We start from the raw sequence: 15,752 nt of genomic DNA, 5'->3' as shown, positions 1-15,752 counted from the left end.
GACACCGACGGACGGCGCGACGGAAGGCGTGGATGGGCTCGACGAGTCGGACGAGCCGACGAAGACCGGCTGGTCCGAGGGCGGCACCCGGGACGCTTCGCACCCGGCACTGCCGAGGATGGTCGCCACAACCAGTACGCCAAGAAACGGGCGAAGCCCAGCTCGGATCACGCCGGAGATCATCGCAGACGCGAATGCGTTTCACTGTCCCGCGCGTGCTGTCGTGAGGGCTCGTGGGCGCGTGTCCCAGGCCCGCCCCAGCGGTGCCGTTCCGGTCAGCGATATACCTCAGAGGCATAAATATGACTCTGAGGTATATCGCTTGCCAGGGAAACACCGCCCGCAGCCACTGCGCGGGTCAGGCGGAACCCCCGCGCGGCGCGTACATGATGACCGCGACGCCGAGCAGGCAGAACGCCGCGCCGGTCAGGTCCCACCGGTCCGGGCGAAAGCCGTCCACCACCATCGCCCAGGCCAACGAACCGGCCACGAACACCCCGCCGTACGCGGCCAGGATCCGGCCGAAGTTCGCATCCGGCTGGAACGTCGCCACGAACCCGTAACAGCCCAGCGCGACCACCCCGGCGGCGATCCACCACAGGCCACGATGCTCCCGCCAGCCCTGCCAGATCAGCCAGGCGCCACCGATCTCGGCCAGCGCGGCCAACGCGAACAACACCAGCGAACGGAGCACTGTCACCCGGCGAGACTAGCCGCCACACACAGCGGGTCCCCGGGCGACGATGCGCCCGGGGACCCGTGAACCGCTCAGGTCACTTGTTGAAGGAGTCCTTCACGTTGCGACCGGCGTCCTTGACGTTCTGACCGGCCTGCTTGGCGCGCGCGTCGCTTTGCTGGCTGGCGCCCTCGCCACGCATCCGCTCGTTGTCGGTCATGTCGCCCATGCGCTCCCGCGCGGCGCCCGCCATCTGCTCGACCTTGTTCTTTGCCTTCTCGGTGAAGCTCATCGCGCCTCCTCGGTCTGGCGATTGTCCCCGCACGCTTGCCCCCTCTCGCGGTGTCGAAACCGGTGGTGCCGGTCGGCACACCCGCTAAGGCATCCTAGGAAGATAGGTTGAGGGAGGGCCGCATGTCGGCCCCGGCCACGGTGGTTAACTGGCCGCATGGGAGAGCTCCTGCTGATCCGGCACGGCGAAACCACGTGGAGCGCCAGCCTGCGGCACACCTCGTACACCGACCTGGAGCTGACCCCCGACGGCGAGCGACAGGCGCGCACTCTCGCCGCGTTCCTGGCCGGCCGGCGCTTCGTGACAGTGCTGTCCAGCCCCCGCTCCCGGGCGCTGCGCACCGCGCAGCTGGCGGGCCTCACCGTCGACGCCGTCGACGAGGACCTCAGCGAGTGGAACTACGGCGAGTACGAGGGCCGCACCACCGTCGACATCCACGCCGACCAGCCGCACTGGAACATCTGGACCGACGGCTGCCCCGGCGGCGAGTCACCCGCGCAGGTGGGCGAACGGCTCGACCGGGTGCTGGCCCGCGTCACCCCGCTGCTCGACCGCGGCACCGTCGCGCTCGTCGGTCACGCGCACAGTCTGCGGGTGCTCGGCGCCCGCTGGATCGGCCTGCCCCCGTCCGCCGGCGGACGGCTCCGCCTGGAGACCGCCACGGTCAGCGCACTCGGTCACGAGCACGGCCGACAGGTCATCCTGCGGTGGAACCAGCCGGCTCCTCCGGCCCCCGGGACCGCGACCGACTCGGCACCGCGGCACTGATCTTCGGCGGCCGGTTCTCGTACGGGGTGGACAGCACCACAGTGGTCCGGGTCGTGACGTTCGCCGAGGTGCGGATCTCCTGCAACACCCGCTCCAGGTCGGCCGGACTGGCCACCCGCACCAGCAGCATGTAGAAGTCCTCCCCCGCCACCGAGTAGCAGGAGTCGATCTCGGGCAGGTGGGACAGCCGCTCCGGCGCGTCGTCCGGCTGCGACGGGTCGAACGGGCGGATCGCCACGAACGCGGTCAGCGGCAGGTCCAGCGCCTCGAACGAGACCCGGGCGGCGTACCCCTTGATCACCCCACGCTGCTCCAGCCGGCGCACCCGCTGGTGCACCGCGGACACCGACAGGCCCACCTTCTCGGCCAGGTCGGTGTACGACAGACGGCCGTCGGCGGTCAGCGCGGCGACGATAGCGCGGTCGATCTCCTCCACGGCGTGCAACCTACCGGGAAAACCGCCCGACTGCGACGCAGCACCCGACGCGGCCACGCGGGCGGTGGGCCACGGCGGACCACCGCAGCCCACCACCACGCGCCGTCCTCAGCCCTGAGCGAGCGCCCGGGAGATCACCAGACGCTGGATCTGGTTGGTGCCCTCCACGATCTGCAACACCTTGGCCTCACGCATGTACCGCTCCACCGGGTGATCGGCCACGTAGCCCGCGCCGCCGAGCACCTGCACCGCGTCGGTGGTCACCCGCATCGCCATGTCGGTGGCGAAGAGCTTCGCCTTGGCCGCCTCGATCGCGTACGGGCGACCCGCGTCCCGCAACCGGGCCGCCGCGAGGGTCAGCGCACGGGCGGCGGAAATCTGGGTGGCCGCGTCGGCCAGGAGGAAGCCGAGGCCCTGGAAATCGATGATGGACCGACCGAACTGCTGCCGCTCCCGGGCGTAGGAGACCGCGTAGTCCAGGGCCGCCTGGGCCAGCCCGACCGCGCACGCCGCGATGCCCAACCGGCCGGAGTCCAGCGCGGACATGGCGATGGTGAAGCCCACGCCCTCGCCGCCGATCAACCGGTCGGCAGGCACCCGTGCCTCGTCGAAGGCGATCTGCGCCACCGGGGAGGAGCGCAGACCCATCGTCCGCTCGGCCGCCTGCGGGGCGATGCCGGGGGTGCCCGCGTCGGCGAGCAGGCAGGAGATCCCCTTCGGGCCGGAGCCGCCGGTGCGGCAGAAGACGTTGAAGAAGTCGGCGGTCCGCGCGTGCGTGATCCACGCCTTGGTGCCGGAGACCAGGTACGCGTCCCCGTCCCGGACCGCCCGGGTGCTCAGCGACGCCGCGTCGGAGCCGCCCTGCGGCTCGGAGAGGCAGTACGCGCCCAGCAACTCGCCACCGAGCATGTCCGGCAACAGCTTGCGCTGCTCGTCGCTGCCGAACGCCGCCACCGGGTAGCAGGACAGGGTGTGCACGCTGACCGCCTCGGCGACCGCGAGCCACCGGCTGGCCAGGATCTCCAGCACCTGCAGGTACACCTCGTACGGCTGGGCCGCGCCGCCGTACTCCTCGGGGTAGGGCAGCCCGAGCAGGCCCGCCCGGCCGAGGGTTCGCAGCACCTCGCGGGGGAACTCGGCGCGCTCCTCGAAGGCGGCGGCCTTCGGCGCGAGCTCGCGGTCGGCGAGCTCGGTGGCGAGACCCAGCAGGTCGTGGGCCTCGTCGGTGGGGAGAATCCGGTCGACAGTCATAGCGCGATGAGCTCCGTGGGGGTGGTGTTGAGCCGTTGCACGCCGTCCGTTGTGCAGACGACGATGTCCTCGATACGGGCGCCGTGTCGGCCCGCCAGGTAGATCCCCGGTTCGATGGAGAACGCCATGCCGGCCTCCAGGGGTTGGTCGTTGCCGGCCACCAGGTAGGGCTCCTCGTGACCGTCGAGACCGATGCCGTGCCCGGTGCGGTGCAGGAACGCGGGGCCGTAGCCGGCGGCGGCGATCGGCTCCCGCGCCGCGGCGTCGGCCGCCGCGCCGGTGACCCCGGGCCGCACCGCCGCGACCGCCGCGCGCTGGGCGTCGCGCAGCACCGTGTAGTAGTCCAGGAAGTCGGCCGGCGCGGGCCCGCCCACCAGGTAGGTGCGGGTGCAGTCCGAGCGGTAGCCCGAGGGCATCGTGCCGCCGATGTCGACCACCACCGGCTCTCCGACGCCGATCGGCCGGTCCGAGGTGCCGTGGTGCGGGCTGGCCCCGTTCGGGCCAGCCGCCACGATGACGAAGTCGACGCTGACGTGCCCGGCGGCCCGGATCGCCGCGGCGATGTCCGTCGCGACCTCGGCCTCGGTGCGGCCGGGGCGCAGCCACTCGCCCATCCGCAGGTGCACCTCGTCGATGGCCGCACCGGCCTCGGCCAGCGCCGCCACCTCCGCGGGGGACTTGCGGATCCGCAGCTCACGCAGCACCTCCCCGGCCAGCCGCTGCGTTGCGCCGGGAAGCGCGGCGCGCAGCGCGAGGACCTGCTCGGCCCACATCCGGTCGGCCAGCCCCACCGCCGCCGGCGGGCCGTCGAGGGCGGCGACCACCAGGGGGTACGGGTCGGTGCCGTCGACGTGGTCGACGATGCGGACCCCGGTGGCGGGCGCGGGGGACGCCTCCGCCGCCGGGCGTTCCAGCCGGGGCACGATCAGGGTCGGCTCGCCCTCAGCGGGCAGCACCAGGCAGGTCAGCCGCTCGCCCGCGTGGGCGTCGTAGCCGGTCAGGTAGCGCAGGTCGGACCCCGGGGTGAGCAGCAGGGCGTCCAGGCCGGCGGCGGCGGTGGCGCGCTGCGCGGCGATCAGCCGATCCGGCGGATACAGCTCGTCGATTCCCACCCCGTCAGCTTAACGGTCGTTTGGGCAAACCCCATATCGACACCGATCGTCGGAAAATCCATCGACGTTGATTGACGCGCACAGTTAACACTCTTTAAGATTTGGCTGCCTCGAGGCCACCCGTCCCTGCGTCCCCCCGCAACTCCCGCCCGCGACAACCCTGCGCGGGCGGGCGTCGTCCCCCGCCCACGGGAAGGCCCCCCGATGTCCTCACCACTGCGCCGCGCCCTCACCGCCGGCCTCCTCGCGCTGGCCACCGCCGGCGCCACCCTCGCCATCACCCCCACCGCCGCGCAGGCCGTGGTGCTGCCGAACAACTTCAAGAGCGTCGGCTACATGCCCTCCTGGGCCGGCAACGTCAACACCATCCAGTACAACAAGCTCACCCACATCAACTACGCGTTCGTGCTGCCCAACAACGACGGCAGCCTGCGTGCGGTCGAGAACCCGAGCAAGCTCTCCTCGCTGGTCTCCCTCGCGCACGCCAACAACGTCAAGGTGTCGATCGCCGTCGGCGGCTGGAACGACGGCAACGACTCGGCCTTCGAGGCCCTGGCCGCCAACTCCGGCAGCCGGACCACCTTCGTCAACAACCTGGTCAACTTCGTCAACCAGTACAACCTGGACGGCGTCGACATGGACTGGGAATACCCCGACCCGGGCGCCTCGGCCAACAACTACACGGCGCTCATGACACAGCTCGGCAGCGCGATGCACAGCCGCGGCAAGCTGCTCACCGCCGCCGTGGTCAGCGAGGGCTACTCCGTCGACGGCGTGCAGACGGCCGTGTTCAACCAGGTCGACTGGCTCAACATCATGGCGTACGACGGCGGCAGCCCGCACGCCAACTACGACTGGTCGATCAACAGCATCAACCTGTGGAAGGCCCGGGGCCTGCCGGCCAGCAAGGCCGTGCTCGGCATCCCGTTCTACAGCCGCCCCGGCTACCTCACCTACTCGGCACTGGTCGCGCTGGACCCGGCCAACGCCAACCGGGACTGCACCACGGCCGGTGGCGCACAGCAGTGCTACAACGGCATCCCGACGGTCAAGCGCAAGACGCAGTGGGCACTCGCCAACGCCGGCGGCGTGATGAACTGGGAGCTGTCGCAGGACACCACCGGTTCGACCTCGCTGGTCAGCGCGATGTACGACACGATCATGGGTGGCACCACGCCTCCGCCGACCGGCCGCACCGGGCGGATCACCGGCATCGGCGGCAAGTGCGTCGACGTGGCCTCGGCGAGCACCGCCAACGGCGCCCCCATCCAGCTGTGGGGCTGCAACGGCACCAACGCGCAGACCTGGACCGTCGCCAGCGACAGCACGCTACGCGCCCTCGGCAAGTGCGCCGACATCACCAACGGCTCGACCGCCAACGGCGCGAAGATCCAGCTCTGGGACTGCAACGGCAGCGGCGCGCAGGTCTGGCAGTCGCAGTCCAACGGCACGCTGCGCAACCCGCAGTCGAACAAGTGCCTGGATGCCAGCGACAACAGCTCCGCCGACGGCACCCGGCTGCAGATCTGGGACTGCTTCGCTGGCGCCAACCAGCGCTGGACGCTCCCGGCCTGACGGTTCGGACGCAACGATCCCCGGTCGACGCCCCCGCGTCAGCCGGGGATCGGTGCGTGCTCGCGAGCCAGGGCAGGCAGGGTCATCCGGATGGGTCAGCAGCGGCAACGGCGTACGCGCTGACGTCTGCGAGCAGGTCACGCCGTTGGCAGCTAGAGTGACCCGACCCTGCGGCCGATCATAGATGTGGACCGATCGGGCTCCGGCCGGAGGCTGCCGACCGACTGAGGACGTGCAATGGGATCCAGATTCCAGCGGGTCGTGCACCGCGGGCAGTGGTCGGCCCCGACCGTCATTCCGATCCTGTTCATCTGCGTGAGCATCGCCGCCGGCGGCGGTCTGGTGTTCGGCGCGTTCGTTCTCTTTGCCATACCGCTCGGTCTGATACTGGCCGTACCCCCGACCGTGGGCCGGTACGTGGGGAGGATGAAGTCCAGCTCCGACGTCACGGTGTCGTACGCCGTCTGCACGATCGGGGCGTGGGTGGGGTGCCTCATGCTCGGGGTCGCGATGACCGCGCAGCCGTTCCACATCTCTGGCCCGAACCTCGTCCCCCCGATAATGACCATGGCCGGTGCCATCTGGATCGCGCAGGTCGCCACGGCTGTGCTGGCTCGCAGACGGACCAGCGCTACGGGCGCCCGGTCGACGCCCCGCGTCAGCCGGGGATCGTTGCGTGCTCGCGGACCAGGGTGAGCATCTCCTCCACCGAGCCGGCCGGGTCGGTGACCGGGAACTGCACGGCTCGCACCACTGCCTGCGGGTCGACCAGCAGCGTCAGCCGCTTGAACCGGGTCATCCCGCCGGCGCGGAAGACGGGCAGCAGCAGCCCGGCGGCCAACCGGCCGTCCTGATCGGACAGCAGCGGAAACGGCAGCCCGGCGTACGCGGAGAAGTCGGCGAGCTGGTCCGGTCGCTGCGTGCTGATCCCGTAGACCCGTACCCCGGCGGCCCGGAAGTCCGGGTGCCGCTTCGCGTAGGTGGTCGATTCGAGGGTGCAGCCCCGGGCGCCGGGGATCTCCGACCAGGCCGGCGGATAGCCCTGCGTCCCCGGCGCGTACGCCCCGGGAAAGAGGTAGAGGACGCTCCACGCGCCCGTCGCGGCCACCGACACCGGCTGACCGTCGGCACCCGGCAGCACGGCCTCGGGCAACCGCCGCCCGATCAGGCCGTGTGCCCGGCGCGCCTCGGCAGACCCGGCGTCGGCCGTCGCGGTCAACTCTCCATCACCCATCAGATGCCTCGTTCCCCAGTCCTGCAGGGCGATCAGCACCGGCAGGAGCCCCTCGCCCTTCGCGGTGAGCAGGTAGTCGTAGCGCGGCGGGTGTCGTGAGTACGGCTGGCGCTCCAACACACCGTGCTCGACCAACGCGCCGAGGCGCTCGGTCAGCGCCCGTCGGCTGACGCCCAGCTCGCGTTGCAACGCGTCGAAGCGGGTCGTCCCACCGGCGACGTCGCGCACGATGAGGAACGTCCACCAGTCCCCCAGTACGCCGAGCGCCTGCGCGATGCCGCAGTCCGCATCGGCAAGATCCTCTCGCCGCACCCGCTACCTCCGTTGCTTCCGCTCCGACTATAGTCCGTTCCAGTTTGGAACGTGCTGGCTCGGCGAACGGGGGACGGCGACATGCACGTCGACGAACGGGCCGGGGTGTTCTGGCGCTGGTGGACCGCCGGCACGACCAGCATGGTCGGGTCGGCGGTCGGCGTCGGAGGTCGGTGACCGGGCGGCTGATCAGACGCTGCCGGCGATCCGGCGCACCCGGGCCGCGTCGGTGAGGACATCGACGCTGTGCACGTACTGGTCCACCGCGCCCACCAGCGGCCGGACACGCAGCGCCGGGTCGGTCACGGCGGCACTCAGCGCGGCGGCGATCCGCTCGGCGCGCAGCACCAGGAACGGGCGGCTGTGGAACGGCCGCGCCCGGGCGCGCACCGGCACCGCGAGACGGGTCTCGTCGGTCCAGCGGGCCACCGTCTCCAGAGCCTCGACCAGCCCCGCCTGACGCCGCGCCCAGTCGCCCGGGCCGAGCGCGTCGGCCAGCGCCACGACCACCGGCTCGGCGTCGTCCAGCCGGCCGAAGACCGTGCCGAGCCACTTGTCGTACGGCGGCCAACGCTGGTGCAGCAGCAGACCGAGCCGCATGAGATCCCGGGCCAGCCCGGCGGTCACCACCCGGCTGCCCAGCTCGTCACCGACCTCGGCACACCGGCCGGGCAGGTGCTCCGCCTGGGCGATCCGGGTCCAGGCGGAGGCGAGCACGTGGCGCCACACGTCCGTCGGATACCAGCTGACCGCCGTACGCCGGGCCGTCAGCGCCCCACCGAGACCGTCGTGGAAGACCGCGCCGCCGGTCACCTCCGCCAGCCGCTGGGTCGGGGTGGCGAGCCAGTCCGCCGTGGTGACCCCGACGGCCGGGTCGAAGCCGAGCCGGTCGCGCCACCAGCCGGCCAGTTCGGCGACGTCGACCCCGTGCCGGCTGCCCTCCGGGTCGGAGACGCCCAGCCGCCCGTCGTCGCCGACGAAGCGGGTCGGCCAACCGAGAAACTCCACCGGCAGCTCGGCGTCGAGCGCGGCGCGCAGCGCGGGGACCCGGGCCGCCTCGGCTGCCGGGACGAACAGCTGCACGCGTGGCCCCCAGTCGTGGTCGGTGGACCGCACGGTGTCCAGGCCGAGCAACTCCGAGCCGCCGTCGAGCAGTCCGGCCGCGTACGGCAGGTCGGGACACCGGCGGCGCAGGATCGGCGCGACCACCTCGTCGTGGTAGCGACGGGCCAACGTCAGGCCGGGAAGAAACGCCATACCGGCAGTCTGCGCCGCGCGGCGACCAGCCCGCACGGTCGTTTTCCGGCCCGGCGCGTCCCCCGCGGCCCTAGCCTGGGATCGGGGTCCCGCGCGGGCGACCCCGACCGGGAGGACCGACGTGGCAGGGAACGAGGCGAACCGGGCGGCGACACGCCGTCGCCGCCAACTGTGGGCGGGAGTCCTCGCGCTCGTCGGCCTGGCTCTGCTGATCATCGGGCTCACCGTCGCCGACGGCGTCGCGGCCTGGGTCGAGGTGCTGGTGGCGATCCTGCTGCTGGTGACCAGTTACGTCGTGCAGCACCTGGCCCGGCGGGAGACCGTCTACCGGCACGACGACCAGCGCTGACAGCACTGGGCGGCCGGGGGTACCCCGGATCGTCGGACGGCTGTGCCAGGCTGTCCGGCGTGGCACACCGACCCCCGATCCTGCTGATCGACGCAGCGAGCCTCTACTTCCGGGCCTACTTCGGCATTCCGGAGTCCGCCGCCAAGGCCGAGGACGGCACCCCGGTCAACGCGGTGCGCGGTTTCCTCGACATGCTCGCCACCCTGATTCGCGTGCGGGGCGCCGACCGGATGGTCTGCGCCCTCGACTACGACTGGCGCCCGGCGTGGCGGGTCGACCTGCTGCCGTCGTACAAGGCGCACCGGGTGGCCCCGCAGGGCGGCGAGATCGTCCCGGACACGCTCTCCCCGCAGGTGCCGATGATCCTGGAGGTGCTGACCGCCGTGGGCATCACCGCGGTCGGCGCGACCGGCTACGAGGCCGACGATGTGCTCGGCACGCTCTCGGTGACCCAGCCCGGCCCGGTCGAGGTGGTCTCCGGCGACCGGGACCTGTTCCAGCTCATCGACGACACCCGGCCGGTCCGGCTGCTCTACGTGGGGCGCGGCGTCGCCAAGCTGGACGACTGCGACGACGCCGCGGTGCGTACACGCTACGGCGTCCCGGCCGACAGGTACGCCGACTTCGCCGCGCTGCGCGGCGACCCCAGCGACGGGCTGCCCGGGGTCGCCGGCGTGGGTGAGAAGACCGCCGCCCGGCTCATCGAGCGGTACGGCAGCATCGCCGGCATCCTGGCCGCGCTGGACGACTCCGACTCGTCCTTCGCACCGGGCCTGCGCACCAAGCTGGCCGCGGCCCGCGACTACCTGGCCGTGGCGCCGACGGTGGTCCGGGTCGCCCTGGACGTGCCACTGCCGGAGCTGTCCACCGCGCTGCCGACCGCCCCGGTCGATCCGGAGCGGCTGCTCGACCTGGCCGGACGGTGGAACCTGGCCGGCTCGGCCCGCCGCCTGGTGGACGCCCTCGCCGCCCGCGCCGACGCCTGACCGACCACCGCATGGCTGGCGCCCGACCGATCGCCGCGCGGCTGGCGCTTGATCATTCCCGGGGCGGCGGGCGGGCTCAGGCACGCAGTCGTGCCGCGAGGTCGCCGACCGCCCCGATGGCGTACCGCTGCATGGCCGGCCCGAAGGTGATGCGCGTCGCGCCCCAGCGCGCCAACTCGGCCACGGACTCGCTGTCCGCGCCGGCGACCATGTTGATCGGGCCGGTGATGCCCTCGCGCAGCACCGGCAGCAGCTCCGGCGGCGCCAGGATGGGGTACACGCAGTCGGCGCCGGCGGCGGTGTAGAGGCGGGCTCGTGCCACCGCCTCGGCCGGGTCACCTACGCCGACGAGGAACGTGTCGACGCGCGCGTTGATGACGAGCGCGTCGCCAGCCTCCGCGCGGACCTCGGCCAGCCAGTCCGCGTGCCGCTGGGGATCCTTCAGCGTGGCGCCTCCCTCGGAGTCCTCCAGGTTGCAGCCGACGGCGCCCGTCTCCAGGAGCCGCCCGACCAGCTCGCCGGGGGTGAGGCCGTACCCGCCCTCGACGTCGGCGGACACCGGCACGGATACGGCCCGGACGATCCGCGCCACCGCGGCGAACATCTCGTCGGGCGGGGTAGCGCCGTCCTCGTAGCCGAGCGAGGCGGCGACCCCGGCGCTGGGGATGGCGAGCGCGGGATAGCCGGCCTCGACGAAGGCCAGCGCGCTGGCCGCGTCCCAGGGACCGGGGAGGACGAGCGGGTCTCCGAGGGCGCGGCCGTGGTGCAGCGCCCGGAAGGTCTGAGCTGTCATCGTGCACGTCTCCCGACGGGATGAAGGGCGGACGGGGGCGGGTCTACTTGACCTTGCGGGTCGAGCGGACCACGATGCCCTCGTACTCCGGGTGCTTGACCAGCCAGTCGGCGAGGAACGGGCAGATCGGCACGACGGTCCGGCGCTTGGCGCGCGCGTCGTCCATCACAGCGCGAGCCAGCGTCGACCCGACGCCCCGGCCCTCGAACGCCGGATCGACCTCGGTGTGGGTGTAGGCGATGATCGAGCCGGTCAGCTGATAGGTGACGAACCCGGCGACCACGCCCGCCTCATCGCGCGCCTCGAAGCGCTCCCGCTCCGGCGCGTCTGTCACGGTGAACTGCACCCGACCATCCAACCACCCGCGCCGGTGACGCCTCCCCCGAGGCCAGCAGGAGAGCACCCGCCGCGCATTGTCCGGGCCGGAACGGGAAACGCAGCGCCGCAGCCGGCACGTGGGAGGAGACACGCCACATGACGAACCCATCGACGGACGGCGGCTTCGCGGTCGTGGAGATGTTCACCTCACAGGGCTGCTCCAGTTGCCCTCCCGCCGAGGAGTTGCTGACCGAGATCGAGAGTGACGCCCGGGAACGGGGCCAACCTGTTCTTCGGCCTCGGGTTCCACGTCGACTACTGGGACGATCTGGGCTGGCCCGACCAGTTCGCCGACGCGGCCTACACCGCGCGGCAGGAGGCGTACGCCCGGGCCTTCGGCTCCGGACGTCTGTACACGCCGCAGATGGTCGTCAACGGCACCGTCGAGTTCGTCGGGTCCGATCGTCGACGGGCGGCCGGTGCGATCGCGTCCGCCCTGGCCACGACCGCCGCCACCACCCTCACGCTGTCCGCACCGGACGTCGGCGGGCCGCGGGTGGTGCTGGACTACCAGGTCGATCACCCACCGGAGGGCGCGGTGCTGAACGTGGCGATCGTGCAACGCGGCCTGGACAGCGAGATCGCCCGGGGGGAGAACGCCGGGCGGACGCTACGGCAGGACAACGTCGTACGGGCCTTCACGTCGGTGGGAGCGGGCGCTGAGGGCGGACGGATGGAGCTGACGGTGCCGCCCGATCTCGATCCGCGCGGTGCCATGGTCGTCGGCTACGTGCAGGAGAGCGGCAACCGGGCCGTCATCGGGGCGACCGCTATCGGCCTGTCCACCGCGTAATCTCGGCACATGCGGACGGTACGCGGTGTGAGGGGCCCCGGTGGTTGACGCGGAGGACGTACGCCGGGTGGCGCTGGCCCTGCCGCACGTGGTGGAGATCGCCAGTGACGGCTTCGATTTCCGGGTGGCCGACAAGGGCTTCGTCTGGTCCTATCCGGAGCGGGTGCCGGGCCGGCCGCGGGTGATCCGACTCGACATCGCGGTGCTGTTCGTCGGGGACGAGGCGGAGAAGCAGGCTCTCCTGCTCGGCGAACCGGACGTCTTCTTCACCGCGCCCGGTTACGACGGCCTGCCCCTGGTGCTGCTGCGGCTGGCGGAGATCGACCTCGAACGCCTGGACGAGCTGGTGACGGACGCGTGGCGGATGCGCGCGCCGGAGGCACTGCTGAGCGAGCCCGAGGGCGCCGGCAAATAGCGACATCAGTACGCAACAGGATGGACACATTGACGGGGATCTAGGTGCTCCACTACCGTGGCCGTGAGAGCGCTCTCTCACCCGACCTTCCCCCCAATTCAGACGCAACGCGTCGGAGCCGGCAAGGGCCGCACCCGACGCGCGATGGAGGCACCATGAAACCTCCCGTCCCCCACCGCCGATGGGTCCTGGCCGCCACCACCGCGCTGGCCCTGATCGTCGGCGGCCTCGCGATCCCCGTCACCCGCGCCGCCGAAGCCGCGCCCGTCGGCGCCGGCAGCTACACCACCACCCCCGTCGGTCCGCTGCCGAGCGGGTGCGGCGCGATGTCCAGCAACCCCCGGCAGTTCGCCACCGCCAACGCGCCCACCGGCCCGATACCCACAAACGACTGGTGGTCCTCCCTGCTGTGGAAGCGCACCGACTGCTCGTTCAGTGAGCCGCTGCACGCCCACCCGATCTCGTACGACACCTTCGGTGACGGGCTCGGCTTCTCCGGCAACTCCACTCCCGCCATCAGCGGCACCGCCACCGGTGTCGGTGAGTTCCACTACCCGTACGTGCAGGACATCCGGGTCGGCGTGGCCGGGCTCGCCGCTCCCCTGGTGAAGGTCGACGGCTGGACGGACTGGACGGTCAGCCCGCACTGGAGCGACGGCACGCGCACCATGCGCGCCACCATCGGCCACGGTCTGCCCTTCGCGTACTTCCAGACCACCGGCGGGAACGCGCAGATCAGCACCGCCGGCACCCCCGACGTCTGGTCCAACAGCGGCGCCACCATCGGTTTCCGGGTCAACGGCCACGACTACGTCGGGTTCGCCCCCAGCGGCGCCAGCTGGACCGTGGCGTCGGGCCGGATCTCGTCCACCCTGGCCGGTCGCGGCTACTTCTCCGTCGCCCTGCTGCCGCCGACGTCCAGCGCGACCGAGCGCGCCGCGCTGGCCGCCACCTACGGTCAGTACGCGCACGCCCACGTGACCGGCACCCAGGTCTCGTACGCCTACAACCCCGCGACCAGCGGCCTGACCACCACGTACGCGTTCACCACTACCCCCCGGGAGGGCACCGCCACGCAGACCGTGGTGAGCCTCTACCCGCACCAGTGGAAGTCGCTGAGCGGCTCCACCGCGATCACGCCGACCTACCCGTCGGCGCGCGGCCGGATGAAGGTGCTCACCGGCGTCAACCAGTTCCGCACCGCCATGAAGTTCCAGGGCATCCTGCCGGAGCTGCCGGCCGTCGGTGACGGCAGCGGTGGTGACCTGTCGACGCTCACCGGGCACCTGGCCGCCACCCGCGCCAACCCGATGGACCAGCGGGGCAACGACACCTACTGGACGGGCAAGGGCCTCGGCCGCGCCGCGCGGATCGCCGAGATCGCCGACCAGGTCAACGACACCACGACGCGCGACAGCGCGCTGAACGCGATCCGCAGCACGCTCACCGACTGGTTCACCGCGTCCAGCGGCAAGACCAGCAGGGTCTTCTACTACGACAACACCTGGGGCACCCTGATCGGCTACCCGGCGTCGTACGGATCCGACCAGGAGCTCAACGACCACCACTTCCACTACGGCTACTACATCGCCGCCGCCGCGACCCTGGCAAAGTTCGACCCGACCTGGGCGGCCACCACCCGCTACGGCGGCATGGTCGACCTGCTGATCCGGGACGCCAACAACTACCGTCGCGACGACACCCGCTTCCCGTACCTGCGGGACTTCGACATCTACGCCGGCCACGACTGGGCGTCCGGGCACGGCTCGTTCGGCTCCGGCAACAACCAGGAGTCCTCGTCGGAGGGGATGAACTTCGCGAGCGCCCTGATCCAGTGGGGGCAGACGACCGGCGACACCGCCGTCCGCGACGCGGGTGTCTTCCTCTACACCACGCAGGCCGCGGCGATCCAGGAATACTGGTTCGACGTCAGCGACCAGAACTTCCCCGCCGCGTTCGGGCACTCGACGGTCGGCATGGTCTGGGGTGACGGCGGCGCGTACGCCACCTGGTTCAGCGCCGAGCCGGAGATGATCCAGGGCATCAACCTGCTGCCGGTCACCGGCGGTCACCTCTACCTGGGCAACAACCCGGCGTACGTGCGGACCAACTACGCCGAGCTCGTCCGCAACAACGGCGGACAACCGACGGTGTGGCAGGACATCCTCTGGCAGTTCCAGGCCCTCGGCGACCCCGACGCGGCGCTGGCGAACCTCCGCGCGAACCCGGGCTACACCCCGGAGGAGGGCGAGAGCCGGGCGCACACCTTCCACTGGATCCGCAACCTGGCGGCCCTGGGCAATGTCGACACGACGGTGACCGGCAACCATCCGCTGTCGGCGGTCTTCTCGCGCAACGGTGCCCGCACCTACGTGGCATCGAACCCGACCGCCGCGCCGATCACGGTGACCTTCTCCAACGGCACCACGCTCACCGTGGGAGCCGGCAAGACGGCCACCACCGGGGCGTACACCTGGAGCGGCGGCAACGCAGCCGGCGGCGTTCCCCCGACGACGCCGACGGACCCCCCGCCGACGGACCCCCCGCCGACGACCACCCCGCCGCCGGCCACGGGCGGTCCGACGCGGTACCTGCTGCCCGGAGGCGGGTTGGGCGCCGCCGGTGGCGCGGCCACGACGACTGTCGCGGCGGCCAACGGAAACCGCGACGGTACGCCCACCAACGCGCAGGTCTTCACGGCCACCGGCCTCAACCTCGCCTACACCGGCGGGCAGACCACGTTCGACCTGTTCGTGGACGCCGGGACGGCCGTCGGCAACGGCGTGCAGGTGCGGATCTCCTACGACCTCACGGGCAACGGCAGTTGGGAGCGGGTGGAGACCCTGCGCTACTTCGCCACCGACCCGGTCCCCGGCTACGAGCACTACACCCAGAACGCCGGCCTCTCCTCGGCGACCGGCACGTTGGGCGCACTGAGCAACGGCACGGTCCGGGTGGAGGTCTGGTCGGCGATCGGCAACAACCCGAGCACCGTGGGCATCGGCAACCAGTCGGTGCTGCGGCTTCCGTACTCCTGATCGACCTGCACGGCGCGACCTGATGTCGGCCGGTGCGGAGGACCGTCGTGGTTCTCCGCACCGGCCGACGTCAGTCGGTCATCGTGT

Annotated in this window: 17 protein-coding genes and 1 pseudogene; 9 read left to right on the top strand and 9 right to left on the bottom strand. The window is 71.7% G+C overall.

Features of this window, described 5'->3' with window-relative positions; all coding sequences use genetic code 11:
- Nucleotides 1-358: 358 nt before the first annotated feature.
- Together AC3CF1_RS02660 and AC3CF1_RS02655 are read right to left on the bottom strand one after the other, a co-directional pair.
- Entirely contained in the window at nucleotides 359-700 is a 342-nt protein-coding gene (locus AC3CF1_RS02660) for a YnfA family protein (RefSeq protein WP_088948151.1), read from the bottom strand.
- Between the two features lie 73 nt (nucleotides 701-773).
- The gene (locus tag AC3CF1_RS02655) at nucleotides 774-968 is read right to left on the bottom strand and encodes a CsbD family protein (RefSeq protein ID WP_088948150.1); all 195 of its coding nucleotides are present in this window, start codon (nucleotides 966-968) and stop codon (nucleotides 774-776) included.
- 156 nt (nucleotides 969-1,124) lie between these two features.
- Here AC3CF1_RS02655 and AC3CF1_RS02650 point away from each other — a divergent pair, with 156 nt between their 5' ends.
- Nucleotides 1,125-1,736 (top strand): histidine phosphatase family protein, encoded by a 612-nt coding sequence (locus tag AC3CF1_RS02650; RefSeq protein ID WP_330467311.1) that lies wholly within the window; start codon nucleotides 1,125-1,127, stop codon nucleotides 1,734-1,736.
- Here the strand turns inward: AC3CF1_RS02650 and AC3CF1_RS02645 are convergent.
- From AC3CF1_RS02645 to AC3CF1_RS02635, 3 genes are all read right to left on the bottom strand, one after another.
- Nucleotides 1,666-2,172, bottom strand: coding sequence for an Lrp/AsnC family transcriptional regulator (locus AC3CF1_RS02645; RefSeq protein ID WP_488449438.1), 507 nt, complete (start codon nucleotides 2,170-2,172; stop codon nucleotides 1,666-1,668). The two genes, AC3CF1_RS02650 and AC3CF1_RS02645, sit on opposite strands and share 71 nt — an antisense overlap.
- 108 nt (nucleotides 2,173-2,280) lie before the next feature.
- Nucleotides 2,281-3,423, bottom strand: a complete 1,143-nt coding sequence (locus AC3CF1_RS02640) for an acyl-CoA dehydrogenase family protein (RefSeq protein WP_488449437.1) — start codon at nucleotides 3,421-3,423, stop codon at nucleotides 2,281-2,283.
- Nucleotides 3,420-4,535, bottom strand: a complete 1,116-nt coding sequence (locus AC3CF1_RS02635) for a M24 family metallopeptidase (protein WP_354983866.1) — start codon at nucleotides 4,533-4,535, stop codon at nucleotides 3,420-3,422. The genes AC3CF1_RS02640 and AC3CF1_RS02635 overlap by 4 nt, the downstream gene beginning before the upstream one ends.
- Before the next feature lie 204 nt (nucleotides 4,536-4,739).
- Between AC3CF1_RS02635 and AC3CF1_RS02630 the strand changes: the two genes are divergently transcribed.
- The gene (locus AC3CF1_RS02630) at nucleotides 4,740-6,110 is read left to right on the top strand and encodes a glycosyl hydrolase family 18 protein (protein ID WP_488449436.1); all 1,371 of its coding nucleotides are present in this window, start codon (nucleotides 4,740-4,742) and stop codon (nucleotides 6,108-6,110) included.
- A gap of 237 nt (nucleotides 6,111-6,347) precedes the next feature.
- A complete protein-coding gene (locus AC3CF1_RS02625) occupies nucleotides 6,348-6,806 on the top strand; it encodes a hypothetical protein (protein WP_488449435.1) in 459 nt (152 codons plus the stop codon).
- Here AC3CF1_RS02625 and AC3CF1_RS02620 read toward each other — a convergent pair.
- Together AC3CF1_RS02620 and AC3CF1_RS02615 are read right to left on the bottom strand one after the other, a co-directional pair.
- Nucleotides 6,769-7,656 carry a winged helix-turn-helix transcriptional regulator gene (locus AC3CF1_RS02620; RefSeq protein ID WP_354983867.1) on the bottom strand — a complete coding sequence of 296 codons (888 nt, stop codon included), beginning with the start codon at nucleotides 7,654-7,656 and terminating at the stop codon, nucleotides 6,769-6,771. The genes AC3CF1_RS02625 and AC3CF1_RS02620 overlap by 38 nt on opposite strands.
- Before the next feature lie 189 nt (nucleotides 7,657-7,845).
- Nucleotides 7,846-8,913: a DUF4037 domain-containing protein gene (locus AC3CF1_RS02615; protein WP_488449434.1), complete on the bottom strand. Its 1,068-nt coding sequence runs from the start codon at nucleotides 8,911-8,913 to the stop codon at nucleotides 7,846-7,848.
- A gap of 121 nt (nucleotides 8,914-9,034) precedes the next feature.
- On the opposite strand from AC3CF1_RS02615, the gene AC3CF1_RS02610 reads away from it, so the two are divergent.
- Together AC3CF1_RS02610 and AC3CF1_RS02605 are read left to right on the top strand one after the other, a co-directional pair.
- Nucleotides 9,035-9,262, top strand: a complete 228-nt coding sequence (locus AC3CF1_RS02610) for a hypothetical protein (protein ID WP_088948142.1) — start codon at nucleotides 9,035-9,037, stop codon at nucleotides 9,260-9,262.
- Between the two features lie 59 nt (nucleotides 9,263-9,321).
- On the top strand, nucleotides 9,322-10,248 hold the full coding sequence (locus AC3CF1_RS02605) for a 5'-3' exonuclease (protein WP_354983870.1): 927 nt from the start codon (nucleotides 9,322-9,324) through the stop codon (nucleotides 10,246-10,248).
- A gap of 76 nt (nucleotides 10,249-10,324) precedes the next feature.
- On the opposite strand, the gene AC3CF1_RS02600 is transcribed toward AC3CF1_RS02605, so the two are convergent.
- Entirely contained in the window at nucleotides 10,325-11,041 is a 717-nt protein-coding gene (locus AC3CF1_RS02600) for an isocitrate lyase/PEP mutase family protein (RefSeq protein WP_488449433.1), read from the bottom strand.
- A 43-nt stretch (nucleotides 11,042-11,084) separates the two neighbouring features.
- Nucleotides 11,085-11,387 (bottom strand): GNAT family N-acetyltransferase, encoded by a 303-nt coding sequence (locus AC3CF1_RS02595; RefSeq protein WP_088948139.1) that lies wholly within the window; start codon nucleotides 11,385-11,387, stop codon nucleotides 11,085-11,087.
- 128 nt (nucleotides 11,388-11,515) lie between these two features.
- Between AC3CF1_RS02595 and AC3CF1_RS02590 the strand changes: the two are divergent.
- The 4 genes and pseudogenes from AC3CF1_RS02590 to AC3CF1_RS02575 form a co-directional block, all read left to right on the top strand.
- Nucleotides 11,516-11,590, top strand: a pseudogene (locus AC3CF1_RS02590) (hypothetical protein); the annotation flags it as partial.
- Between the two features lie 31 nt (nucleotides 11,591-11,621).
- Entirely contained in the window at nucleotides 11,622-12,212 is a 591-nt protein-coding gene (locus tag AC3CF1_RS02585) for a DUF1223 domain-containing protein (protein WP_488449432.1), read from the top strand.
- Nucleotides 12,213-12,252: 40 nt separating this feature from the next.
- Nucleotides 12,253-12,627, top strand: coding sequence for an MmcQ/YjbR family DNA-binding protein (locus AC3CF1_RS02580; protein WP_354983873.1), 375 nt, complete (start codon nucleotides 12,253-12,255; stop codon nucleotides 12,625-12,627).
- 155 nt (nucleotides 12,628-12,782) lie between these two features.
- Complete coding sequence (locus AC3CF1_RS02575; protein ID WP_354983874.1) at nucleotides 12,783-15,665, top strand: glycosyl hydrolase; 2,883 nt, start codon at nucleotides 12,783-12,785, stop codon at nucleotides 15,663-15,665.
- Nucleotides 15,666-15,752 lie beyond the last annotated feature (87 nt).

Source organism: Micromonospora sp. MGP-C2, assembly GCF_057766525.1.
This window is presented reverse-complemented; position numbering and strand designations above follow the sequence as displayed.